The sequence below is a fragment of the Microbacterium sp. LWH7-1.2 genome, assembly GCF_038397755.1.
Lineage (GTDB): Bacteria > Actinomycetota > Actinomycetes > Actinomycetales > Microbacteriaceae > Microbacterium.
In genome coordinates, this window is sequence record NZ_CP151637.1 from 4,177,104 (window position 1) to 4,199,628 (window position 22,525).

Genomic DNA, 22,525 nt, shown 5'->3' on the forward strand with positions numbered 1-22,525 from the left:
TGCAGCCCTTAGTAGACCGTCGTCGGGGTGTCTTCGACCGCCAGGTCGCGCGCGTCCGGCGCCCCCGGCTCGGGGAGGGGTTCAGGACCCGCGGTGGTCGTCTTGAGGATGAGGCCGAACTCGACCACCGCAAGCGCCGCATAGATCAGCGTGAACGCGGTCAGCGAGATGAGCACGGTCCATCCGGGCACCGAGGGCGAGACGCCGTCCTCGGTCAGCATGAGGCTGAACACGATCCACGGCTGACGGCCCATCTCGGTGAAGACCCAGCCCACGAGGATGGCGAGGAGGGATGCCGGCCACGCCCAGATAGCCAGACGCCAGGCCCAGGCGGGAACCTCGCGCGTGGCCTTCTTGCGCGTGAGCCAGAGGCCGACGACCGCGACGAGCGCGGCGACGCCGCCGAGGCCGATCATCCAGCGGAACGCCCAGTAGGTGACCCACAGGATGGGCGCGAAGTTGCCGTCGACCTGGTCGGCGAACTGCGGGAACAGCTCGGTCGTGTAGAGGTTGTTGAGGTCGTTGATCCCCTCGACGCAGCCGTCGAACGAGTGCGTCGACAGCAGCGCCAGCAGGTAGGGCACGCGGATCGAGAACAGCTCGCTCGTCCCGTCGGGTGTGCCGAGCGTGAAGATCGAGAACGAGGCGTCCGCTCCGCAGGCGCTGTTGAACATCGCCTCGGCAGCGGCCATCTTCATCGGCTGCGTCGCGACCATGACGAGGCTGAGCTGGTCGCCCGAGATCGCGACACCGGCGAAAGCGGCGATCAGTCCCCACAGGCCGAACTTCAGCGAAGAGCGCATCATCTCGACGTTCTGCTTGCGCAGCAGGTGCCAGGCCGAGATCGAGACGATCACTCCCGCGGTCATCATGAACGCCGCGAACAGGGTGTGGGGGAGCGCCGCGAGGGCCACGGGGTTCGTCAGCACCGCGAAGAAGTCGGTCATCTCGGCGCGCGAGCCATCCTCGGCCATCTTGAAGCCGACGGGGTTCTGCATGAACGCGTTCGCGGCGAGGATGAAGTACGCCGAGAACCACGCGCCGATCGTCGCGATCCAGATGCTCGCGAGGTGCAGCGCCTTGGGCAGCTTGTCCCAGCCGAAGATCCAGAGGCCGATGAACGTCGCCTCGAAGAAGAAGGCCATCAGGCCCTCGAAGGCGAGCGGCGCCCCGAACACGTCTCCGACGAACCGCGAGTAGGACGACCAGTTCATGCCGAACTGGAACTCCTGCACGATGCCCGTCACGACGCCCATCGCGAAGTTGATCAGGAAGATCTTCCCGAAGAAGCGCGTGAGATGGAGCCACTTCGCGTTGCCGGTGCGGAACCACGCGGTCTGGAAGATCGCGACCGTCAGCGCCATGCCGAGCGTGAGGGGGACGAAGAGGAAGTGGTACAGCGTCGTGAGGCCGAACTGCCAGCGTGCCAGCAGCAGGGGGTCCAGCAGATCCACGATGCGATTCTCCGATCGTTCCGGACTGGGTCTGATCACCGTAGCATGTGGTCAGACCACACGGGCGACATAGCCCCATCGGGCGCCCGGTGCACCCAGATTCCCAGGAATCCGGTGCCGAGGCGAGCCTTCCCGCCGTGAATAATGACGCGGCAGCGGCGCCCGCCGTCCGCGGCGCGACTACCCTCGGAAACATGGCAAGCCGGGCACAGCGATCGGAGCCGGGCGCGTGAGTGCGATCCCGGTGACGATCGGGCGGCGGGTGCCTGTTTCCGCGGCATCCGCTGATGTCGGCGTGTCCGCGGCGGCGGGGGTCGCTGCGCCGGCTGCCACGATCGGTGCCCCGTTGGTGGACACGCATGGGCGGGTGCATCGGGATCTGCGGATCTCGTTGACGGATCGGTGCTCTCTGCGGTGCACGTACTGCATGCCGGAGCAGGGCAACGAGTGGCTGGCGAAGTCGAGCATTGTGAGCCTGGACGAGATCGTGCGTATCGCGAGGGTGGCGGCGGCGGACGGGATCACGACGTTCCGGCTCACCGGTGGCGAGCCGCTGCTGCGGGCCGACATCGTGGAGGTGGTGCGCCGGCTCGCGGCGATCACGGGTCCGGGTGGCCGGCCGGTGGAGATCGCGATGACCACGAACGGGATCCGGTTGGCGGAGCTGCTGCCGGGCCTGGTCGACGCGGGGCTTGACCGCCTGAACATCTCGATCGACACGCTGCGCCGGGACCGGTTCCACGCGCTGACCCGCCGGGACCGGCTGGATGATGTGCTGGCGGGGATCGCGGCGGCGGCGGCGTCGGGGTTGCGGCCGGTGAAGCTGAACGCGGTGGCGATGCGGGATGTGAACGACGACGAGCTGGTCGATCTGGTGGAGTTCGCGACCGGCCACGATGCGCAGATGCGGTTCATCGAGCAGATGCCGTTGGATGCCGGGCACACCTGGGACCGGTCGCGGATGGTGACGCAGGACGAGATCCTCGCGACGCTCCGCGGGCGGTGGACGCTGACTCCGGTGCCGGGTCGGGGCGGTGCGCCGGCGGCTCGGTGGCTGCTGGATGGCGGGCCGCATTCGGTGGGGGTGATCGCGTCGGTGACGGCGCCGTTCTGCGGCGACTGCGACCGGTTGCGGCTCACCGCGGACGGGCAGTTGCGCAACTGCCTGTTCTCGGCCACCGAGTACGACCTGCTGCCGATCCTGCGTGGCGGTGGTGAGGACGGGCAGGTGGATGGGATGCTGCGTTCCTGTGTGCACGGCAAGCTGCCGGGGCATGCGATCAACGACCCGTCGTTCCTGCAGCCGGTGCGCGGTATGAACGCGATCGGCGGCTGAGATGGGCCGCATCACCACCCGCACCCCCGTCACCCGCATCGTACTGAACGACGGTGACGCCGTCGTGCGTCGCCGCGCCGACACGCTCGTGGTCGAGGAGCCGCTCGAGATCCGCGTCGCGGGGGAGCCGCTGACCGTCACGATGCGCACCCCCGGAAACGACATCGAGCTCGCGGCCGGGTTCCTGGTGTCGGAAGGCGTGATCTCCGCGGCCGCCGATCTCCGCTCCGCGATCCACTGCGGTGGACCGGGCACGGGCTCGGTACCGCCGACGCCGCTGCTGACGATCGGCGTCGGCCCCGTGCCGGCGGTCGTGGCGCCGGCGGCGTCGACGGAGAACACCTACAACGTGCTCGACATCGCGCTCGCTCCCGAACTCGCGCCGCTCGTGACCGACATCGCCCGCAACTTCTACACCACGAGCTCGTGCGGTGTCTGCGGCACGGCGTCGATCGAGGCGATCGAGAAGCAGTCCCGCTACGACGTCGGCGCGGATGCCGCCGCGGTGGACGCCGCACTTCTCACGGGTCTGCCCGACGAGCTGCGGGCGGGGCAACAGGTGTTCGACAAGACCGGGGGTCTCCACGCCGCGGCCCTGTTCGACGCCGCGTCCGGCGAGCTCCTCGTGCTGCGCGAGGACGTCGGCCGGCACAACGCCGTCGACAAGGTGATCGGCTGGGCCGTGCTCGACGACCGGCTGCCCCTCAGCGGAACCGTGCTGCAGGTCTCGGGCCGGGTGAGCTTCGAACTCGTCCAGAAAGCGGTGATGGCCGGCATCCCGATCCTGTCAGCGGTCTCAGCGCCGTCGTCCCTGGCCGTCGAGCTGGCCGCAGCGTCCGGGCTCACCCTCGTCGGGTTCGTACGCGGGTCGTCGATGAACGTCTACTCCCGCCCGGGGCGCGTGCGGGTGGCCGCGCCGGTGCGCTGACCGCCCCCGGCATTCAGCCGCGTGTGGCGGCGAGCTGCACGATGCACTGCGTCGGGTCGCACGACGCGGCGATGCCCTCCACGCGCAGCGGGCCGCCGGCCTGTGCGAGCACGCTGTCGATGAGACCCACATGGACGCTGCACAGCACGCCGCGGTGCTCGGCGGCGGGCACGTGCGGGCAGGGGGTCAGGTCGACCGTGAGGTCGCGCTCGTCGACGAAAGGGTCGAAGCCGGCGTCGCCGAGGTCCTCCACGAGTGCGTCGAGCTGGTGCAGGGCATCGGCGCCGAGTTCGGCATCCGTGTCGGATCCGTACACGCGACGCAGCAGATCTCCGCGACGAGCCGCCTCCTCCGCGCGGCGGACGGCGACGGGGCTCGAGCCCGCGTCGGAGCCGGTGGCCGCGGAGTAGAGCACGCGCGGGCGTCCGCGCGTCGTGCGGTGCTCGGTCTCGGCGATCACGTACCCGGCGTCGATGAGGCGCTGCACGTGCTCGCGCACGGTGTTGGCGTGCAGGCCGGTCGCGTCGACGAGCTCGGAGATCGCCCGCCGCGGGCGCTCCTGCAGGAGGTGCATGATCTCGACGCGGGAGTAGCTCGATATCGCGCTGTACCCGGTCGTCATGGTCCCATTATCGCCGGACGCCGCGACGACTCCGGTGCGCGCGGGCTCATCCGCGTGGGATCAGAACAGCTGGCCGAAGATGAGGATCGCGATGAAGAACACCGCGACGATGCCGACGATGATCGCGAGCGTGCGGCCGGAGAGCTTGGCGACGCCCCAGCCGACCAGCACGGGTATGGCGAACAAGAACAGGGCCACGATCCACCAGAACGCCGAATAGGCGCCGGTGGTCGCCTCCTCCAGGCGGCCGCCGAAGAGCTCCTTGGTCGAGGGGTGGGTCGCGAAGCGCACCGCGATGGAGATGGGGACCGCCACGAACACGAAGACCACGAGTCCGATGAGCCAGCCCCACAGGGTGGAGCTTCCCCCGCCCGAGAGGACCCCGCCGCGGAGCTCGGGTTCCGGCTTCTGCTGCTGCTTGCCTGATGCCATGGGCATGACTCTAGTGGCGCGGGATGGCGCGGCATCGTACGATTCGCACGATTTCGCGCCGGACATGGCGCTGTCCGCCGGCGGGGACGGGCGGACAGCGTCGGGGCGCCAGGGAGAAACGCCACTGGGGGAGCGATCTCCGCGCTCACCATCCACGAGTGTCGCCCGTCAGGGGGTGGAGCTTCGGGACGGCGTTCGCGGGGTCTGAGATCAAGGTACGCCCGTGGGTGTTCGGCACAAGGGGTATTGCCTGTGGGTCTCCTGAGTGCTAGCCGCAGGTGCCGGTCACCGGTGCACGGGTCCTCCCGTGGTGGGATGGGAGCGACATGAGCCAGCCGCTGCCTCCCCCCGATTCCGTCGCCGCGATCGCCGCCGCCGTGCGGGCGCGGGAGGTGACGGCGCAGGAGGTCGTGGAGGAGCATCTCGCCCGCATCGCGCGCGTGGGTCCCGGTCTGAACGCGCTCACGGTCGTGTTCTCCGACCGTGCGCGGACGGCCGCCGCGGAGGTGGATGCCGCGCTCGCGGAGGGGCGCGATCCCGGACCGCTCGCGGGCGTGCCGATCTCCGTGAAGGAGAACATCGACCTCGCCTGGTCGGCCACCACGAACGGCTGGCGGGGACTCGCCGACGCCCTGCCCGCCCGGGACGCCACGATCGTCCGTCGTCTGCGAGGCGCCGGCGCCGTGCCCGTCGCACGCGGCAACATGCCCGACTTCGGCATGCGGTGGGACACGGACAACGACCTGTTCGGGCGCACTCGAAACCCGTGGAATCCGGACCGCAGCGTCGGCGGATCCAGCGGCGGCGACGCGGTCGCGGTGGCGACCGGGATGAGCGCCCTCGGCCTCGGCAACGACTTCGGCGGCTCGCTCCGCCTCCCGGCCTACGCGACGGGGGTCGTGGGCCTTCGCCCGTCGCAGGGGCGCGTGCCGCGCGGGGCGGTGCAGGGGCAGTCTGTGGCACTCACGCTGCAGCTGTTCTCGGTGAACGGCCCGATGGCGCGATGCGTCGAAGATGTCGCGCTCGCCCTCCGGGAGATGCAGGGATGGGATGCCGACGACCCGGTGTCGGTCGCCGCGCCCGCGGCGCGCGACGACGAGCTGCCGCGGCGAGTCGGCGTCGTGCGCGACTTTGCAGGCCTGGCCGTAGATCCGGAGGTTGCCGGCGGAATCGACCGGGCCGCAGCATCCCTCATGCGTGCCGGCTGGGAGGTCGTCGATGTCGCGGCTCCGCTGCTCGAGGAGGCGGCCGTGCTGTGGCGGCGGCTGTCATGCACCGACATGCTCATCTCGCTCGACCCGGCTGCCCTCGGCCAGCCGCTCGGGCGTTCGGCCACCGCCTTCCTGCGCGACAGCACCGCGGCGGCGCGCCCCTACGCGTCGGCGCGCGAATATGCGGAGGCGTGGGCGCGGCGCGCAGTGATCGCGGCGGAGTGGCGGCGGCTGATGGTCGACGTGCCCGTGATCCTCGGACCGGTGTCGATCTCGCGCATGCGGGAACCGGACTACGACCTCGGCGGGAAGGAGGCGGCGGACCGTGCGTGGCGCGACCTCTGGCTGACGGTGGTCGTCAACTTCCTCGGACTGCCCGCGTTGGCGCTGCCCACCGGCCTCGGCGGCGACGGCATGCCCACCGGCGTCCAGCTCATCGGCCCCGCCTTCGGCGAGGAGGTGCTGTTCCAGGCAGGCCGTGCAGTCGAGGCCGCGGTTCCGCGCCTTCCCCCGATTCCGTCGCTCGTCTGACCCGGCGCTCGGCCTATGGGGTCGGCGTCTCCGGCGGCCGCGGGAACGGCGGTTCCTCCGGGTGCGGCGCGAGCGGTTCTTCGGGCCACGGGGCGGGCGGCTCGTCCGGCGGCGTCGGGATGGTTGGTCCGGGTCCGGGGTCAGGACTGCCGGGTCCGGGGAAGCCGGGTGCCGGCGGCATCTCGCCCGGCGGGGTCTGGTCCGGGAGCGGTTCGGGGACGGTGGGGTCGGTCATGACGTCTCCTGGGGAGGATCGAGGGGGCGCTGCGCGCCCCCGCACGTGATCCCAGCCTGCGGCGCCGGGCCGGAAGCAGCGAGGCCCTTGACCGGGAGGCGGTGCGGGTCTACGCGTCAGCGACAGGGAACGGTATGAGCGCGACACCGGGACCGACGCGGCCGCGGCGTCGACGGCTCGCCACGCGAACCGGCGCGTGACGGCGCCTCTCGTACGGGACGCCGTAGCGGGCTCCGTAGGCTGGAGGGGTGGCATCCGTTCTCAACATCTCGGCGTACCTGTTCACGCGTATCGATGACACCGCCGAGCTGCGGCCGGTGCTGCGCGAGCGGGCGGTCGCTGCGCGGCTGAAGGGCACGATCCTGCTCGCCGAAGAGGGGATCAACCTCTTCCTCGCGGGAGACGCCGAAGCGGTGCGCGGCTTCGTGCACGAGTTGAGGGACGATGAGCGCTTCGCCGCGCTGAAGACCAAGGAGAGCTGGTCGCAAGCGCAGCCTTTCGGTCGGATGCTCGTCAAGGTCAAGCGCGAGATCATTCGCATGGACCACCCGACCATCCGTCCCGAGGGCAACCGAGCGCCCGCTGTCGCCCCTGCGACGCTCCGTCGCTGGCTGGACCGCGGCCACGACGACCACGGCCGCGAGGTGGTGCTGCTCGACACCCGCAATGCGTTCGAGGTCGACTACGGCGCCTTCGACGGCGCGCTGGACTGGCGGATCGAGCGGTTCACGCAGTTCCCGGATGCCGCGGCCGCCGCAGCGCCCGACCTCGAGGGCAAGACCGTCGTGAGTTACTGCACCGGCGGCATCCGCTGCGAAAAGGCCGCGATCTACCTGCGCGAGGTCGGCGTCGAGGCGTACCAGCTGGACGGCGGCATCCTCGGCTACTTCGAGCACGTGGGCGGGGACCACTGGAGCGGCGACTGCTTCGTGTTCGACGAGCGGGAAGCGCTGACCCCGGGCCTGGCACCGCGGTCGGGAGCAGTCGCGTGAGCCGCTCCGAGCCCGCCGGCGACGCTCGTTCCGCCGGTCGCGCCGCTGTCCTGATCGCGCTCGCGGCAGACGTCGTGCTGGTGATCACGTTCGCCGCGATCGGTCGCGCGAGCCACGACTCCGACGTCTGGATCGGCCTGTCGCAGACCGCCTGGCCGTTCCTGGCGGCCCTCGGCATCGGCTGGCTCGTGACCCGCGCGTGGCGCGCGCCCGCGGCGCCGGTACGCACGGGGGTGGGCGTCTGGGCGATCACCGTCGGGGGCGGGATGCTGCTGCGCTGGGCATCCGGTCAGGGCGCCGCGATTCCGTTCATCGTCGTGGCGTCGCTGACGCTGCTGGTCGCACTGGTGGGGTGGCGCGTCATCGTCGCGGTCGTGCGCCGCGTGCGCCGACGCTGAAGTCGTCGCGGGCTCGGGGTGTCCTTCGGAGCCCGGTCTCGATGACGATCCGGTTCCCCTCGATCACGCCTGGGCCGTCGCCAGGAAGCGGCGCGGGCGCCGGAGTGATCTGCTCGGCCTCCCACACCGCGCGGGCGTTCTCCGCGGTCGGGTAGAAGAACTCCTCGACACCGAGCAGACCGCCGGAAGAGTGCGACGGCGTCTCCCCTCGCTGGCGGCGACGGTGCGTGTCGAACGCGAACCACAAGAAGTACAGCGGCAGTGCGACGACCAGACAGACGAATGCCCACACCATCGCGTCGCCGATCGTCATGACGCCCAGCGTACGTCGCGACGATGGCCGCAGCATCCGTGATTGCGCCGTCAACGGTGCGCGAACGCCTGCAACGTCGCGTCGGCCGGGAGCTCGCTGAACCACACCTCGAACGGCACGGGCGTGCCATCGCCGGGGACGTTCTCGATGGAGCTGGTGGCGGCTGCCACGATCGCCCCGTCGGCGGTGCGGGCCAGCGCGGTGATGCTGACGTACCGCTGGTCCTCCGCGAAGCGGCCGGTCACCGTGCCTGTCGCCGACGTCGCACCGCTGTCGCTCGACGATCGGGTCGTGCCGTCCACGGTGAACGCCCCGGTCTCGTCGGCAGGAGAGAGGGTCGCGTCCGTCGCCCGCGGAAGAGAGACGTCGATGCTCGTGATCTGCGTGTCACCGACCCCGAAGAAGTAACCGACGATGGCGGTCTGGCCGGCGAGGAGGGTCGCGAACGCGCTCGACGGGGCCACGGTCGACCCGTCGTCGGTCACGGCGCGAGCCTCCATGTACGCGTCGAAGACGTAGTCCGTGTTGGGGTTGTCGACGACCACGACGTACCACCACACGTCGTCGTACTCGTGTCCGAACGCGGTCTCGACGACCGCGGGCTGGACGGGCGGAGCGAACTCTACGCCGGGGTCGGGCTGCCCGTCGGTGCCTGGGGCCGTGATTCCGGGCACGCTGTAGTCGTCGTAGGGGTCGTCGGAGTAGCCGTCTTCCCCGCCCGGCTCGGCGTAGCCGTCGTACGAGGATCCGAATGATCCGAACACCCACGCGACGGCGAGCACGATCGTGAGGAAGCCGCCGAGGATCGACGTGATCAGCGCGCCGACGCCGATCCCCTTTCCGCCCTGATTGCGGCTCGCCAGTGCGACGATCGAGAGCACGAACGCCGCGAACAGGAGCAGGAACGACAGCCAGCCGGGGCTGAAGGCGCCCGCGACGTAGGGGACGAACGCCAGGAGCACGCCGGCGGCAGCGAGGACCAGCGCGATGATCGCCAGCGTCCTCGGCCGCTCGTCACGACCACCTGATGGAGGAAAGGCGACGCCTGGCTGGTTCGCCGACCATCCGGCTGCGCCGGGGTACCCCGGCGCGCCGCGATAGGCCGGTGCAACGGGGGCGCCCGGCGCCGGGTGGGTGGCGGGGCGTGCGTACGGGGGGAGCACGCGGCCGGTGGCGACTGTTCCGGGGTCGCCGCCGGGCAGCGCGTAGCCCTGCGGGGCGGCGTAGTGCACGGGGGCGCCGGACGGCGGTGCCGCTTCGCCGGGCTCAGGAGCCGCGTAAGCGGGGACGGCGTACCGGGCTTCGGCGAGATCGGGCGCGCTGTAAGGCCGTGGGGCGGGAGCGTCGTCGCGGGCCGCCGGATCGGAGCCGCCGCCGGTGGGGACGGGCTCGCCCTGTGCACCCGGAGTCAGGGGATCGGACATGGGGCTCCTGTTCTCGGTCTCCTGCGTGCCCAACTTAGCGAACGTGGGCGTTGGTGAGCGCGGCAGCGCCTCCTCCGCGACCTGTGAGGCGGCGAAGGAGGCGCTGTGGCGGGGCTCCGATGGTTCAGCTCAGGCCGTTGTCCGCGAGCCAGTCCTTCGCGATGTCCTCCGAGGAGCGCTGGTCCACCGTCGACTCGACGTTGAGGGCGACCAGGCCCTCCGGGGTCAGCGCGACGCTCACCGCGTTGATCACGTCGGCGATCTCGTCCGCGACGTCGGCGTTCACGAGGGGGACGACGTTCGACGCCAGGAAGAGGCCCTCAGGGTCTTCGAGCGTGACCAGCTTGTCGGTCTCGATACGCGGATCGGCGCTGTAGACGTTCGCCACCTGGATGTTGCCGGCCACCAGCTCGTCGACCGTCGTGTCGGCGGTCGGGTTGAACGAGACGGATACGCCGTAGACCTCTTCGAGGCCCTTCGGTCCGTAGGGGCGCTCTTCGAGCTCGGGCGGACCGCCGAGCACGAGGCCGTCGATGCCCGCGAGGTCGGCGATCGAAGTGAGTCCGTTCTCCTCGGCGAAGGCGGACGTGACGTTGTAGGAGTCCTGATCAGTGGCCGGCGACTGGTCGAGGACCGTCAGCCCGTCGGGCAGGGCATCCTGCAGGGCCGCATAGACGTCGTCCGGAGTGGTCGCCGTCGTGTCGGGCTCGAAGTACTGCAGCAGGTTGCCGGTGTACTCGGGGAACAGATCGATGGAGCCGTCCTCGAGCGACGGGAGGTACGCGTCTCGCTGTCCGATGTTGAAGTTGCGCTCGACCGTGAAGCCGGCGCCCTCGAGCGCCTGCGCGTAGATCTCGGCGATGATCTCGTTCGAGTAATAGGCCTGCGAGCCGATGACGATGGCCGACGAGTCGCCGGTGTCGCCGGTGTCGGTGTTCTCGCCGCTGAGCGGGTCGTTCGAGGCGCACCCTGCCAGAGCCAGTGCTGCGACCGCGGTTCCGGCGAGGGCTACGGCCAGCCGGGTTCGTGCTGTGGACATTGTCATACCTCCGATGTGGTGGTGGGGGTCAGCGGGAGAATTGCGGGATACGGATCCACGGCGATGCGGCGACCCGGGAACGGATGCGCCGGCCGTCGGTGGGTGGCACGGCGAAGCGGGCGAGCAGGGCGAAGAGGCCATCGAGCACGAGTGCGAGGGCGACCACCACGATCGACGCCCCCAAGATCTCCGGGAAGTCACGGAGGTTGATGCCCTGGATGATGAAGAAGCCGAGTCCGCCGAGGCCGACATACGCCGCGATGGTCACCGTCGCGACCACCTGCAAGGTCGCCGAACGGAGTCCGCCGATGAGGAGCGACAAGCCGAGGGGCATCTCGATCTTGAACAGGATCTGCCATTCGGTCATTCCCATCGCGCGGCCCGCGTCGATCACACTGCGGTCGATCGATTCGATGCCGGCGTAAGCGCCGGCGAGGATCGACGGGATCGCCAGGACAACGAACACCGTCACCGCAGCCTCGGTCTTGAGGTTCACGCCGAAGAGCATGACCAGCAGCACGACGAGTCCGAGGGCCGGCAGTGCGCGCGCGGCGCCCGACAGGAACACCGCGATCTCGCGACCGCGGCCGGTGTGGCCGATCAGCCAGCCGATCGGGATCGCGATGACCGCGGCGATCGCGACGGAGCCGAACGTGAACGCGAGATGCTGGGCGATCGCGGTCGGCAAGGTGAGCGTGCCCGTGAGGCGGGCGGGCGAGAAGATCCACGCGAGTCCCTCGGCGAGGAGATTCATGCTGTCACCGCCCGAAGCCGGCCCGGACGTGGTGTGCTCCGACGTCGCGTCCACGGCATGAGTGCGCGGCCTGCCAGCATGAGCAGGACGTCGACGATCACCGCGATGACCACCACGGCGACGACACCCGCGAACACCTCGGCGATGATCCGGCGCTGCGAGCCGTTCGTGAAGAGGTAGCCCAGGTTCTCGACGCCGATCAGGGCGCCCACGGTGGCGAGCGAGATCGTCGACATCGCCGTCACCCGCAGCCCGGCCAGGACCACCGGGCCCGAGAGCGGGAAGTCCACCGTCCAGAACCGGCGCCATGCCCCGAAGCCCACCGCGATCGCCGCCGACCGCGCGACGGGGTCGACGGAGGCCAGCCCGTCGGTGACGGAGCGGGTCATGATGGCCACCGCGTAGATCGTCAGGGCGACCAGGAGGTTCAGTTCGGAAAGGAACGGGATGCCGAACAGGGTGAGCAGGGCGAAGAGGGCGAACGACGGGATCGTGTACAGGAGCCCGACGAGGGTGAGCACGGTGCCGCGCAGCGGCGTGTACCGGAACGCCAGCCAACCCAACGGGACCGACAGCACGAAGCCTGCGACGATCGCGATCGCGCTCTGCCGCAGATGATCGACGGTCAGCGCCCAGATCAGATCGAGGTTGTCGGAGACCCAGTTCACCGTTCGTCCTCCACGAGCACGCCCTGGGTGCGGCCGGCGGCGTCCACGAGGACCGTGCCGCGATCGGTGTGCCTGGCGTGCAGCGCGCGCGTGCCCCGCTCGACGCCGATGAAGTCGGCCACGAAGTCGCTCGCCGGATTCTCGATGATCTCGCTCGGGCTGCCGATCTGGGCGATGCGAGCGCCCTTCTCGAGGATCACCACCTGGTCGCCCAGGAGGAACGCCTCGTCGATGTCGTGGGTGACGAAGACGATCGTCTTGTCGAGTTCCTTCTGCAGCCGCAGCGTCTCGGTCTGCAGTTCGCGGCGCACGATGGGGTCGACCGCGCCGAACGGCTCGTCCATCAGCAGGATGTTGGGGTCGACCGCGAGGGCGCGGGCGACGCCGACGCGCTGCTGCTGGCCCCCGGACAGCTGGCTCGGGTAGCGCTTGGCGAGTCCGCGTTCGAGGCCCACGACATCCATGAGCTCGAGTGCGCGCTCGCGCGCCTTCGCCTTGGGGACGCCGTTCAGCACGGGGACCGTCGCGATGTTGTCGAGGACGGAGAAGTGCGGGAGCAGCCCGGCGTTCTGCAGCACATACCCGATGCCCCGGCGCAGTGTCACCGGATCGCGTTGCGAGATCGGCTCGTCGTCGATGGTGATGACCCCGCCGGTGGGGTCGACGAGCCGGTTGATCATGCGCAGCAGTGTCGTCTTGCCGCTTCCCGACGAGCCGACGAGCACCGTCGTCTTGTGGGCGGGCATGAGGGCGCTGAAGTCCTCGACCGCGGCCGTGCCGTCCGGATAACGCTTCGAGACCCCACGGAATTCGATCGCCATGCTGCCCTTTCGGCCGGGGTTCCCAGATAATCACAGGCCGCCGACATGGCGGCCGAAGCTGGACAGGTGCCGTAACCTGCGCCATCCTTCCGTCTGCGCGCGCGGCGGGCAACCGCTTCGTCGTGTCATCGCCGGCCGCTACGTTAGGGCGCATGACTGCGCGGGAGTACGACCTCATCGTGATCGGCGGCGGCCCTGTGGGGGAGAACGTCGCAGACAGGGCCACTCAGGGAGGCATGTCGGTCGTCGTGGTCGAGAGCGAGCTCGTCGGAGGCGAATGCTCGTACTGGGCATGCATCCCCTCGAAGGCGATGCTGCGGGCGGGCGCGGCGGTGCGGGCCGCTCGCCGCGTGAAGGGCGCCGCAGAGGCAGTGACCGGGGCCGTCGACGTGGCCAGGACCCTGGTGCGCCGCGACGAGCTCGTGCACGACTGGGATGACACGTCGCAGGTCGAGTGGCTGCAGGGCGCGGGCATCGATCTGGTTCGCGGCCACGGACGCCTGACGGGCGAGCGCGAGGTCACCGTGACCGATGCCGACGGCACCGAGAAGGTGCTCATCGCCCGCCACGCGGTCGTGGTGTCGACCGGCTCGGCAGCGCTCCTGCCCGACATCCCAGGCCTGCGCGAAGTCGAGCCGTGGACCAGTCGCGAGGCCACGGGCGTGCGCGACGTGCCGGCGTCGCTCGCCGTGCTCGGCGGTGGCACCGTCGGCAGCGAGATGGCGACGCTGTACACGTCGTTCGGCTCCACCGTCACCCTCATCGCGCGTTCCGGCCTGCTGCGGGGCGTCGAGCCCTTCGCGGGCGAGGCCGTCGAGAAGGCGCTGACAGATGCCGGGGCCACCGTCCGCACCGGCGTCGACGTCGAGCGGGTCTCGCGCGACGACGACGGCGAGGTGGTGCTGTCGCTGTCGGACGGGTCTCTGGTCCGGGCCGCCCAGGTGCTGGTGGCGACGGGCCGGGTGCCGCGGACCGAGGACCTCGGCCTGGAGGCGGTCGGACTCGAGCCGGGTTCATGGCTCGACGTCGACGACACACTGCGCGTGCGCGGGGTGGAGTGGCTGTACGCCGTCGGCGACGTCAACCACCGCGCGCTGCTCACACACCAGGGCAAGTACCAGGGCCGTGCCGCGGGCGATGTGATCGCGGCGCGGGCGAAGGCGGCCGAGGTCGACGACGCCCCGTGGGGCAGGCACGTCGCGACAGCCGATCACTCGGCGGTTCCGCAGGTGATCTTCACCGACCCCGAGATCGCGGCGGTCGGGCACACCGAGAAGTCCGCCCGCGAGGCGGGACTCAGCATCCGTGTCATCGATTACGACCTGTACTGGATCGCGGGCGCGAGCGAGGTCGCCGATGACTACCAGGGTCGGGCGCGGGCGATCGTGGACGAGGAGCGTCGGGTGCTCGTCGGTGCGACGTTCGTCGGGCAGGACGTGGGCGAGATGCTCCACGCCGCCACGATCGCGATCGTCGGCGAGGTTCCGATCGACCGTCTGTGGCACGCGGTGCCGTCGTACCCGACGATCAGCGAGGTGTGGCTGCGGTGGCTCGAGGAGTACGGCCGCTGATCCGCACCCGCGCTGCTTCGGGGCCGCGGGATGGCGGCGCCCGCCGGACTGCACAGCGAACGCTCAGCCCCAGCCCTTGTTCACCGATATATCGGTAGGTATCGTCAGGGTATCGGCACACGCTCGTTCGGGAGGTCGCCATGAGCGGTTCATTCCAGGGATTCGGTTCGCGTCCGGGAGCGCAGGGCTCGGGACTTCCGAGCAGCTTCTGGGACGCGATGGAGCAGTTGAAGGACACTTTCGAGCGCAGCTTCTCGCCGCGCGTCGCCAAGGGTGATGTGCGGGCTGCGGTCCTCGCGATCCTGGCCGAGAAGCCCATGCACGGCTACCAGATCATCCAGGAGATCGAGGAGCGCAGCGACGGCGCGTGGAAGCCGAGCCCCGGCTCGGTGTACCCGACGCTGCAGCTGCTCGCGGACGAGGGACTCGTCGCCGCCGAGGAATCGAACGGCAAGAAGACGTACTCGCTCACCGAGGCGGGCCGGGCAGCGGCCGCGGCGGCCGAAGGGCAGTCCGCGCCGTGGGAGTCGGCCGGGTCGCGCGATTCCGGGCGTGCCACAGCGCTGCCGAAGGCCGGCGCGAAGCTCGCCCAGGCGGCCGCGACCGTCGGTCGCAGCGGCACGCCCGAGCAGGTGGCGAAGGCCGTCGAAGTGCTCGACGACGCGCGGCGTAACCTCTACTCGATCCTGGCTCAGGACTGACGGCCGGCCCACCGGCAGAGGGCGTCGGTCCGGACCCACGGGGTCAGGGTGGGCGCGCACGATCCCGGGCGACCGGGACCGCGGGCACCCCGCAATCCGCTGACCACCACCGCCGAGGAGCTTCGATGGCCGACGTCGGGAACGCGCGCGCCCGCTATCGCCGGATCCTGCGCTTCGCCGGCCGTTACATCGTCCAGGCCTGGTGGTTCGAGCTCGTCCTGCCCCGGTTCGGCTTCGGCGCGCTCGCCGCCCGCGGCCGCACCCGCCGTCTGCAGAACATCGCGCGCAGGTTCCATGTGCTCGCCGTCCAGTACGGCGGGCTCATGATCAAGGTCGGCCAGTTCCTGTCGTCGCGGCTCGACGTGCTGCCGCCGGAGATCACCAAGGAGCTGGAGGGTCTCCAGGACGAGGTCCCGCCGGTCGCCTTCCCGGCGATCCGCGACCTCGCCGAGTCCGAGCTGGGCGTCCCCCTCGGCCGCGCGTTCGAGTGGGTAGACGAGACGCCCGTGGCCGCGGCTTCCCTCGGACAGGCGCATCGTGCGCGGCTGACACCCGCCGACGCCGCCGAGACCGGGTTCGCCGACGTCGTCGTCAAGGTGCAGCGACCGGGCATCGAGGAGATCGTCGACGTCGACCTGGCGGCGCTGCGCCGCGTGGCCGGCTGGCTCAGCAGCGTGCGGGTCGTGCGGGACCACGTCGACCTGCCGGCGCTGGTGGAGGAGTTCGCTCACACCAGCCGCCAGGAGATCGACTACCTGCACGAGGCGCAGAATGCGGAGCGGTTCGGCGCGGACTTCGCGGGCGATCCCCGCGTGACGGTGCCGGAGATCGCCTGGGAGCGCACGACCCGTCGGGTGCTGACACTCGCCGACGTCACCGCGATAAAGATCAACGACGTCGACGGTCTGCGCGCCGCGGGCATCGATCCCGCCCAGGTCGCCGTCGAGTTCGCGAACGTGATGTTCGACCAGCTGTTCCTGCGAGGGTTCTTCCACGCCGATCCGCACCCGGGGAACATCTTCGTGACGCCGGTCACCCGCGCCGCCGGCGACACCGGCCGCCCGTGGACCCTCACCTTCATCGACTTCGGGATGATGGGCGAGGTCCCCGACAAGCTGCGGCACGATCTGCAGCGGCTCATGATCGCGGTCGCCTCGCGCAACAGCGGACAGATGATCGACAGCATCCGAGCCGTCGGCGTGCTGCTGCCGTCGGCCGACACCGTCGAGCTCGAACGCGCGATGACGGCGCTGTTCGGGCGCTTCGGCGGCATGGGGTTCGCGGAGCTGCAGCAGGTCGACCCGCGCGAGTTCCGGCAGTTCGCCAAGGAGTTCGGCGACGTGATGCGGTCGCTGCCGTTCCAGCTGCCCGAGAACTTCCTGCTGATCATCCGCGCGGTCTCGCTCACCAGCGGCATGTGCAGCTCGCTCGACCCCGCGTTCAACGTGTGGGACGCCGTCGAGCCCTATGCCGCCCAACTGCTGCGCGACGAGCGGGGCAACGCCGCGAAGGCCGTCGCGCAGGAAGCCGCGTCGGTCGCGGGTGTGATGGCCCGGCTGCCGCGGCGCCTCGACGACATGGTGACCCGCATCGAGGACGGTCGCCTCGTCGCGGACGTGCCGAAGCTCGACCGCTGGCTGCGCCGCCTCGAGCGCCTGATCCGGCGCGTCGTGGCGGCGGTGCTGTTCGCCGGACTGCTCATCAGCGGGTCGGTGCTGCGAGCCGAAGACCTCACGATCGGCACCGTGCTCATGATCGGCTCGCTCGTGCCGCTGCTGTACGCGCTGTTCGCGGGATTCTCCGGCCGGCGCGGACCGCACGGCTGAGCTCGCGTCCACTCGCCGAGATTTCGGATGACGGATGCTGCGCCCTCGTGCACGTGCGGCTCGCCGGGGACCCCACACGCTACGGTGGCACGCAGGAACCTGTCCTCGGGGGTGCGTGTGGTCTGGGCGGTGATCGTGCGGGTCGCGGATCTGCTGGTGCAGCTGGCGCTGATCTGGCTCGGCCTCCTCATCATCTTCGCGGATGGCGAGGAACCGACCCTCGACGCTCTCGTCGGGTGGTGCACCGTCGGCGCGTTCTACTGGCTCGCATCCGTGATCGCAGTCGGTGTGAGCGTGAAGCGGTCCCGCAGCGCCGCACCGCGGTGGATCGGAGAGTTCGACACGCACCCGCTGGTTGCGGCGATCACCGTCACAGCCACCTTCCTGGCCAGCGCCGTAGGGATCATCGCCGCCACCGAGATACTCGTGCTCCGCAACGACCCCAAGTGGGCGGGCTGGGTCGAGCTCATCGGAGTGGTGGCGATGCTGCTGTCGTGGGCGCTCTACCACTGGGGCTTCGCGCGCATCTACGACCGCCGCTATCGGCGCGCGATCATCCCGCCCCTGATCTTCCCCGGGACGGAGAGCCCGAGGCTCGCGGACTTCGTCTATTTCTCCTTCACGAACGCGACGACGTTCTCCGTCTCGGACGTGCAGGTCGTCACGACCCGGATGAGGTGGACCGTTGTCTGGCACACGACGACGAGCTTCTTCCTCAATGCGCTCATCATCGTGCTGGCATTCAGCACGATCATCAACGCGAACCTGGTCGATCTCTAGACTTCGAGGACGGGCGCCGGGGCACGGGGCTCGCGCCGCAGACGAGCGAAGGAGATGCGATGCAGCTGGGAATGGTGGGCCTCGGCCGGATGGGCGGCAACATCGTTCGGCGCCTGATGCGGGACGGGCACGAGTGCGTCGCGTACGACGTCAGCCCCGACGCCGTGTCCGCCCTCGCGGGTGAGGGCGCCGTCGGATCCGACAGCCTCGCCGATCTCGTCAGCAAGCTCGAGGCGCCGCGCGCGGTCTGGCTCATGATCCCCGCCGGGCTGACCGGCAAGGTCGTCGACGAACTCGCCGCACTGCTCGACGAGGGCGACATCATCATCGACGGCGGGAACTCGAACTACCGCGACGACGTGCGACGCGCGGCAGCACTGCGGGAGACCGGCATCCACTACGTCGACGTCGGCACGAGCGGCGGCGTGTTCGGCCTCGAGCGCGGATACTGCCTGATGGTAGGCGGACCTGACGAGGCGTTCGCACGTCTCGAGCCGATCCTGCGCACCATCGCGCCCGGCGGCGGCGAGGTCGAGCGCACGCCGGGCCGCGTGGGGGACTTCGCCCCCGAGGAGCTGGGTTATCTGCACTGCGGACCGTCCGGTGCGGGCCACTTCGTGAAAATGGTGCACAACGGCATCGAGTACGGCGTGATGGCTGCGCTCGCCGAGGGCCTCAACATCCTCGAGCACGCGGACGCCGGTGTTCAGGAAGCCGAGCACTCGGCCGAAGTCGCACCCCTCGAGGAACCCGAGTTCTACCAGTTCACGATCGACACCCCGAAGGTCGCGGAGCTGTGGCGTCGCGGCTCGGTGATCTCGTCGTGGCTGCTCGACCTGACCGCGGCGGCGCTCCAGGGCAACCCCACGCTCGACGGGCTCGCCGGGCGCGTGTCGGATTCCGGCGAAGGCCGCTGGACGGTCAAGGCCGCCGTGGACACGGGTGTTCCGGTACCGGTGCTCGCGGCATCCCTCTTCGAGCGCTTCGCATCGCGCGACGAGGACCATTTCGCCAACCAGGTGCTCTCGGCGATGCGTCTGCAGTTCGGCGGACACCAAGAGCTGCCCGCGGGCGACGTGCTCGAAGCGGGCTCGCGCAAGTCCGAGTCGTCGAGCAGCGGCCAGTCGGAGACGGCCGCGGACGCGTCGTGACCAAGCTCGATCTGAAGAAGTCGATCAGGGCGTACACCGCACCGCGGGGGTCGTTCGAGCTCGTCGACCTCCCGCCGATGCGGTATCTCATGATCGACGGCCACGGCGACCCCAACACGTCGGAGGAGTACGGCGACGCCGTGGCGGCCGTGTTCGGTGTCGCCTACAAGCTCAAGTTCCTGAGCAAGGCAGAACTCGGACGCGACTACGTCGTGATGCCCCTGGAGGGTCTGTGGTGGTCCGACGACATGTCGGCATTCACCTCCGAGCGAGACAAATCCCGGTGGAGCTGGACGATGATGAGCCTCGTCCCCGAGTGGCTCGACGTCGGCCACTTCGATCGCGCGCGGGAGACGGCTTCGGCCAAAGGCGGGTCGCCCGCCATCGATCGACTTCGCCTGGCGGAGCTCGCCGAGGGACGGTGCGTGCAGACCTTGCACGTCGGGTCGTACGACGACGAGGCGCCGGTGCTCGCCGAGATGCACGAGCACTTCATTCCCGGGGCGGGCCTGCGCATGCGCGGCCTCCACCACGAGATCTACCTCACCGACCCCCGCCGCGCCGCGCCCGAGAAGCTCCGCACGATCCTGCGCCAGCCCGTCGAAACGGCGGGGTAGTCCTCACTCCTTGTGATCCGAACGAGGGATGCCGCGACCCGGCCGGGTCGCGGCATCCGTTCTCGTCTGTTCCTACGCCGTCGCGTCGGCCCGCTTGGGGAGCACCCATCCGGCCCGCGGGAAGTGGCACGTATAGCCGTTCGGGATGCGGATCAGGTAGTCCTGGTGCTCGGGCTCGGCCTCCCAGAACGGGCCCGCGGGCTCGATCGTGGTGACCGCCTTGCCCGGCCAGAGCCCCGACGCGTCGACGTCGGCGATGGTGTCGCGCGCGACCTCGGCCTGCTCAGGCGAGAGGGGGAAGATCGCGGAGCGGTAACTGGAGCCGATGTCGTTGCCCTGACGATTCAGGGTCGACGGATCGTGGATCTGGAAGAAGAACGCCAGGATGTCGCGATACGAGGTCTTCGTGGGGTCGAAGACGATCTCCACCGCCTCTGCGTGACCGGGGTGCTTGCGGTAGGTCGCGTGCGCGTTCTCGCCGCCGGTGTAGCCGACTCGGGTGTCGAGCACGCCGGGCTGGCGGCGGATGAGGTCCTCCATGCCCCAGAAACAGCCGCCGGCGAGGACTGCCGTCTCAGTGCCGGGGGTGCGGGTGATCTCGCCGGTGTCGAAGGGACCGCTGGTCATGATGCGTGCTCCTGGTTCTCGGTGGTAAAGAGGTGTCGGTAGGCGCCGTAGCCCTCGTCCTCGAGCGACGAGGCGGGCACGAAGCGCAGTGCGGCCGAATTCATGCAGTATCTCAGGCCCCCGGCCTGGCGTGGGCCGTCGGGGAAGACGTGGCCCAGATGGCTGTCGGCGCCCGACGAGCGCACCTCGGTGCGCGGCAGGAGCAGCTTCCAGTCCTTCTTGGTCGAGACGGCGTCGGGCTCGATCGGCTTGGTGAAGCTCGGCCATCCGGTTCCGCTGTCGTACTTGTCGGTCGACGAGAAGAGCGGCTGGCCTGAGACGACGTCGACGTAGATGCCGGGCTCGTGGTTGTTCCAGTAGGCGTTCCGGAAAGCGGGCTCGGTGCCGTCCTCCTGTGTCACGCGGTACTGGGTGTCGGTGAGGCGGCTCAGCGCCTCGGGGGTCTTGCGGTACTCGTTGCTCACGGTTCCTCCAGTTCGACGCGGCTGGCTGCGGCGTCATAGAGGAGAACGGATGTTTCGTCGCTTTTGGTCCCTCGAACCTGGGAACGGGCTCTGAGTTCCACAACGGCTCGGGTTCCCTCACCGCGCCCGAGCGGCGGCGAGAATCAGAGGACGGCGACGCGACTGCTCCGCATCTCCGACACGCGTGCTGGTCGAGGTCACACCGGATCGCTCAGCAGGCTGACGCGCGCGACGATGCACCCCGCGATGAGCGCGCCGATGCCCCCGGCGGCCATGTCGCCGATCGTGTCCTGATAGGTCACGAAGATGTCGGGGGCGATGAGGGTGCGACCCACCCACTCGAGCATCTCCCAGACCGCGCTGAGCGCGAGTCCCAGCACCGTCACGAGCACCACGGGGGTCGCCGGTCGCGTTCCCTCGGCGAGCGGGACGGGCACGATCCCCGCGCGTGCGAGCACCACATAGGCCATCGCGGCGAGCATCCCGGTGAAGATGCAGTGGACCACGAGATCCCACACCGCGACGGACTCGTAGGCGTCGAGCACATTGCTCCACGCCGCGACCAGGGCTGCGACGCAGAATGCGATGTCGAATCCGGCCCGCACGCCGGCGAAACGCGGGATCATCAGCGCGACCAGCGCAAGGGAGACGATGCCCGCGTCGCCCGGCGCCCACCAGACGAACGCGGCGACGACCCCGAGCAGGCCGAGCAGGCGGACGCCGTCGGCCGTCCAGGCGGCGATGCCGCGCGGGGGTGCGAGGCAACGGTCGATCACGGCTGCTCCGGTTCGTCGGGGACCGAGAGGACGGCCTGCACCGGGAGATGGTCGGAGGGCCACACGCCCGCGAAGAGACGGGTGTTGATGGCGGCCCGCTGGACCGCCACCCCCGGCGTGACCAGGATCCAGTCGATGCGGGCACGGTCGGGTCTCGGCGTCCGGTAGTTCGCGAACGTGCCCACGGATGCTGTTACCCGGTGCTCGGCGATCGACCACGCGTCCCGCAGGCCGCCGTCGAGCATGTCGCGCAGGGTCCGCGAGCCGGCGCCCGCGTTCAGGTCGCCGGTGAGCACGGCGGGGCCGGAGTCGATGACGGCCTTGAGGGCGTCCGCGGAGCGCAGACGCGAGCGCGGGGAGAACGGGTCGAGGTGAGTGTTCACCGCCGTGAACCTGCCTCCGGTGGCACGGTCGCGGAAGCGGGCGGCCACCGCGATGCGAGGGATCGGGTTCCCCCACGTGCGCGACCCCGCCTCGTGCGGGTACTCCGACAGCGCCGTCTGCTCCCAGTGGAGGAGCTCGAGGCGCTCGGCGTCGTAGAAGAGCGGGCAGCCCTCACCGGTCCCGCGTCGGCCGTGTCCTCGTCCGACGAACCGGTAGCGCCGCCCGAGGGAGACGAGCACCGCGTCGGCGTGGTCGGGCATGACCTCCTGCAGCCCTGCGATCGTCGGCTGCTCCTGGCGGAGCAGGGCGCGCACCGCGGGAGCGCGATGACGCCAGCGGTCGGCGCGTCGCCACGCCAGACCGTCCATCCGGCGGCGGATGTTGAAGGTCATGATGTGCAGCGCGGGCGGTGCCACCGGGCCGATGAGGGGCAGACCGGCGTGCTCGTCGATCATCGCCCCTCCTCGCGT

General features: G+C 70.1%; 25 protein-coding genes. 11 read left to right on the forward strand and 14 right to left on the reverse strand.

What is annotated here, in order from left to right:
* Positions 1-8: 8 nt before the first annotated feature.
* Positions 9-1,454, reverse strand: coding sequence for a cytochrome ubiquinol oxidase subunit I (locus MRBLWH7_RS19385; RefSeq protein WP_341997484.1), 1,446 nt, complete (start codon positions 1,452-1,454; stop codon positions 9-11).
* Between the two features lie 229 nt (positions 1,455-1,683).
* On the opposite strand from MRBLWH7_RS19385, the gene moaA reads away from it, so the two are divergent.
* Positions 1,684-2,790, forward strand: coding sequence for a GTP 3',8-cyclase MoaA (gene moaA / locus MRBLWH7_RS19390; protein ID WP_341997485.1), 1,107 nt, complete (start codon positions 1,684-1,686; stop codon positions 2,788-2,790).
* Position 2,791: 1 nt separating this feature from the next.
* Complete coding sequence (fdhD, locus tag MRBLWH7_RS19395; RefSeq protein ID WP_341997486.1) at positions 2,792-3,718, forward strand: formate dehydrogenase accessory sulfurtransferase FdhD; 927 nt, start codon at positions 2,792-2,794, stop codon at positions 3,716-3,718.
* Between the two features lie 13 nt (positions 3,719-3,731).
* On the opposite strand, the gene MRBLWH7_RS19400 is transcribed toward fdhD, so the two are convergent.
* On the reverse strand, positions 3,732-4,340 hold the full coding sequence (locus tag MRBLWH7_RS19400) for an ArsR family transcriptional regulator (protein ID WP_341997487.1): 609 nt from the start codon (positions 4,338-4,340) through the stop codon (positions 3,732-3,734).
* A 60-nt stretch (positions 4,341-4,400) separates the two neighbouring features.
* The gene (locus MRBLWH7_RS19405) at positions 4,401-4,772 is read right to left on the reverse strand and encodes a hypothetical protein (RefSeq protein ID WP_341997488.1); all 372 of its coding nucleotides are present in this window, start codon (positions 4,770-4,772) and stop codon (positions 4,401-4,403) included.
* A 326-nt stretch (positions 4,773-5,098) separates the two neighbouring features.
* Between MRBLWH7_RS19405 and MRBLWH7_RS19410 the strand changes: the two genes are divergently transcribed.
* On the forward strand, positions 5,099-6,514 hold the full coding sequence (locus MRBLWH7_RS19410; protein ID WP_341997489.1) for an amidase: 1,416 nt from the start codon (positions 5,099-5,101) through the stop codon (positions 6,512-6,514).
* A gap of 13 nt (positions 6,515-6,527) precedes the next feature.
* Here the strand turns inward: MRBLWH7_RS19410 and MRBLWH7_RS19415 are convergent, their stop codons facing one another.
* Entirely contained in the window at positions 6,528-6,749 is a 222-nt protein-coding gene (locus tag MRBLWH7_RS19415) for a hypothetical protein (protein ID WP_341997490.1), read from the reverse strand.
* 248 nt (positions 6,750-6,997) lie between these two features.
* On the opposite strand from MRBLWH7_RS19415, the gene MRBLWH7_RS19420 reads away from it, so the two are divergent.
* Positions 6,998-7,741 (forward strand): sulfurtransferase, encoded by a 744-nt coding sequence (locus MRBLWH7_RS19420; RefSeq protein WP_341997491.1) that lies wholly within the window; start codon positions 6,998-7,000, stop codon positions 7,739-7,741.
* Positions 7,738-8,139 carry a DUF3054 domain-containing protein gene (locus tag MRBLWH7_RS19425; protein WP_341997492.1) on the forward strand — a complete coding sequence of 134 codons (402 nt, stop codon included), beginning with the start codon at positions 7,738-7,740 and terminating at the stop codon, positions 8,137-8,139. The genes MRBLWH7_RS19420 and MRBLWH7_RS19425 overlap by 4 nt, the downstream gene beginning before the upstream one ends.
* On the opposite strand, the gene MRBLWH7_RS19430 is transcribed toward MRBLWH7_RS19425, so the two are convergent.
* The 6 genes from MRBLWH7_RS19430 to MRBLWH7_RS19455 all read right to left on the reverse strand — a co-directional run bounded on the left by MRBLWH7_RS19430 (position 8,102) and on the right by MRBLWH7_RS19455 (position 13,158).
* Entirely contained in the window at positions 8,102-8,452 is a 351-nt protein-coding gene (locus MRBLWH7_RS19430; protein ID WP_341997493.1) for a hypothetical protein, read from the reverse strand. The genes MRBLWH7_RS19425 and MRBLWH7_RS19430 overlap by 38 nt on opposite strands.
* A gap of 50 nt (positions 8,453-8,502) precedes the next feature.
* Positions 8,503-9,876: a hypothetical protein gene (locus MRBLWH7_RS19435; RefSeq protein ID WP_341997494.1), complete on the reverse strand. Its 1,374-nt coding sequence runs from the start codon at positions 9,874-9,876 to the stop codon at positions 8,503-8,505.
* Between the two features lie 124 nt (positions 9,877-10,000).
* The gene (locus tag MRBLWH7_RS19440) at positions 10,001-10,915 is read right to left on the reverse strand and encodes an ABC transporter substrate-binding protein (RefSeq protein WP_341997495.1); all 915 of its coding nucleotides are present in this window, start codon (positions 10,913-10,915) and stop codon (positions 10,001-10,003) included.
* 28 nt (positions 10,916-10,943) lie between these two features.
* Positions 10,944-11,669, reverse strand: a complete 726-nt coding sequence (locus MRBLWH7_RS19445; RefSeq protein WP_341997496.1) for an ABC transporter permease subunit — start codon at positions 11,667-11,669, stop codon at positions 10,944-10,946.
* A complete protein-coding gene (locus tag MRBLWH7_RS19450) occupies positions 11,666-12,337 on the reverse strand; it encodes an ABC transporter permease subunit (RefSeq protein ID WP_341997497.1) in 672 nt (223 codons plus the stop codon). Before MRBLWH7_RS19450 ends, MRBLWH7_RS19445 begins: the two co-directional genes overlap by 4 nt.
* Positions 12,334-13,158 (reverse strand): ATP-binding cassette domain-containing protein, encoded by an 825-nt coding sequence (locus MRBLWH7_RS19455; RefSeq protein ID WP_341997498.1) that lies wholly within the window; start codon positions 13,156-13,158, stop codon positions 12,334-12,336. The genes MRBLWH7_RS19450 and MRBLWH7_RS19455 overlap by 4 nt, the downstream gene beginning before the upstream one ends.
* Before the next feature lie 152 nt (positions 13,159-13,310).
* Here MRBLWH7_RS19455 and MRBLWH7_RS19460 point away from each other — a divergent pair, with 152 nt between their 5' ends.
* The 6 genes from MRBLWH7_RS19460 to MRBLWH7_RS19485 all read left to right on the forward strand — a co-directional run bounded on the left by MRBLWH7_RS19460 (position 13,311) and on the right by MRBLWH7_RS19485 (position 19,804).
* Positions 13,311-14,729, forward strand: coding sequence for an NAD(P)/FAD-dependent oxidoreductase (locus MRBLWH7_RS19460; RefSeq protein ID WP_341997499.1), 1,419 nt, complete (start codon positions 13,311-13,313; stop codon positions 14,727-14,729).
* Positions 14,730-14,869: 140 nt separating this feature from the next.
* Complete coding sequence (locus MRBLWH7_RS19465; RefSeq protein ID WP_341997500.1) at positions 14,870-15,430, forward strand: PadR family transcriptional regulator; 561 nt, start codon at positions 14,870-14,872, stop codon at positions 15,428-15,430.
* 125 nt (positions 15,431-15,555) lie between these two features.
* On the forward strand, positions 15,556-17,256 hold the full coding sequence (locus MRBLWH7_RS19470) for an AarF/UbiB family protein (protein ID WP_341997501.1): 1,701 nt from the start codon (positions 15,556-15,558) through the stop codon (positions 17,254-17,256).
* Between the two features lie 84 nt (positions 17,257-17,340).
* Complete coding sequence (locus tag MRBLWH7_RS19475) at positions 17,341-18,036, forward strand: DUF1345 domain-containing protein (RefSeq protein WP_341997502.1); 696 nt, start codon at positions 17,341-17,343, stop codon at positions 18,034-18,036.
* Between the two features lie 59 nt (positions 18,037-18,095).
* Positions 18,096-19,187 (forward strand): phosphogluconate dehydrogenase (NAD(+)-dependent, decarboxylating), encoded by a 1,092-nt coding sequence (gene gnd / locus MRBLWH7_RS19480; RefSeq protein WP_341997503.1) that lies wholly within the window; start codon positions 18,096-18,098, stop codon positions 19,185-19,187.
* Positions 19,184-19,804: a GyrI-like domain-containing protein gene (locus tag MRBLWH7_RS19485; RefSeq protein WP_341997504.1), complete on the forward strand. Its 621-nt coding sequence runs from the start codon at positions 19,184-19,186 to the stop codon at positions 19,802-19,804. The genes gnd and MRBLWH7_RS19485 overlap by 4 nt, the downstream gene beginning before the upstream one ends.
* 72 nt (positions 19,805-19,876) lie before the next feature.
* On the opposite strand, the gene msrA is transcribed toward MRBLWH7_RS19485, so the two are convergent.
* From msrA to MRBLWH7_RS19505, 4 genes are all read right to left on the reverse strand, one after another.
* On the reverse strand, positions 19,877-20,431 hold the full coding sequence (gene msrA, locus MRBLWH7_RS19490) for a peptide-methionine (S)-S-oxide reductase MsrA (protein WP_341997505.1): 555 nt from the start codon (positions 20,429-20,431) through the stop codon (positions 19,877-19,879).
* Positions 20,428-20,895, reverse strand: a complete 468-nt coding sequence (gene msrB, locus MRBLWH7_RS19495) for a peptide-methionine (R)-S-oxide reductase MsrB (protein ID WP_341997507.1) — start codon at positions 20,893-20,895, stop codon at positions 20,428-20,430. Before msrB ends, msrA begins: the two co-directional genes overlap by 4 nt.
* Positions 20,896-21,092: 197 nt before the next feature.
* Positions 21,093-21,671, reverse strand: coding sequence for a hypothetical protein (locus MRBLWH7_RS19500; protein ID WP_341997509.1), 579 nt, complete (start codon positions 21,669-21,671; stop codon positions 21,093-21,095).
* Entirely contained in the window at positions 21,668-22,510 is an 843-nt protein-coding gene (locus MRBLWH7_RS19505) for an endonuclease/exonuclease/phosphatase family protein (RefSeq protein ID WP_341997512.1), read from the reverse strand. Before MRBLWH7_RS19505 ends, MRBLWH7_RS19500 begins: the two co-directional genes overlap by 4 nt.
* Positions 22,511-22,525: the final 15 nt, after the last annotated feature.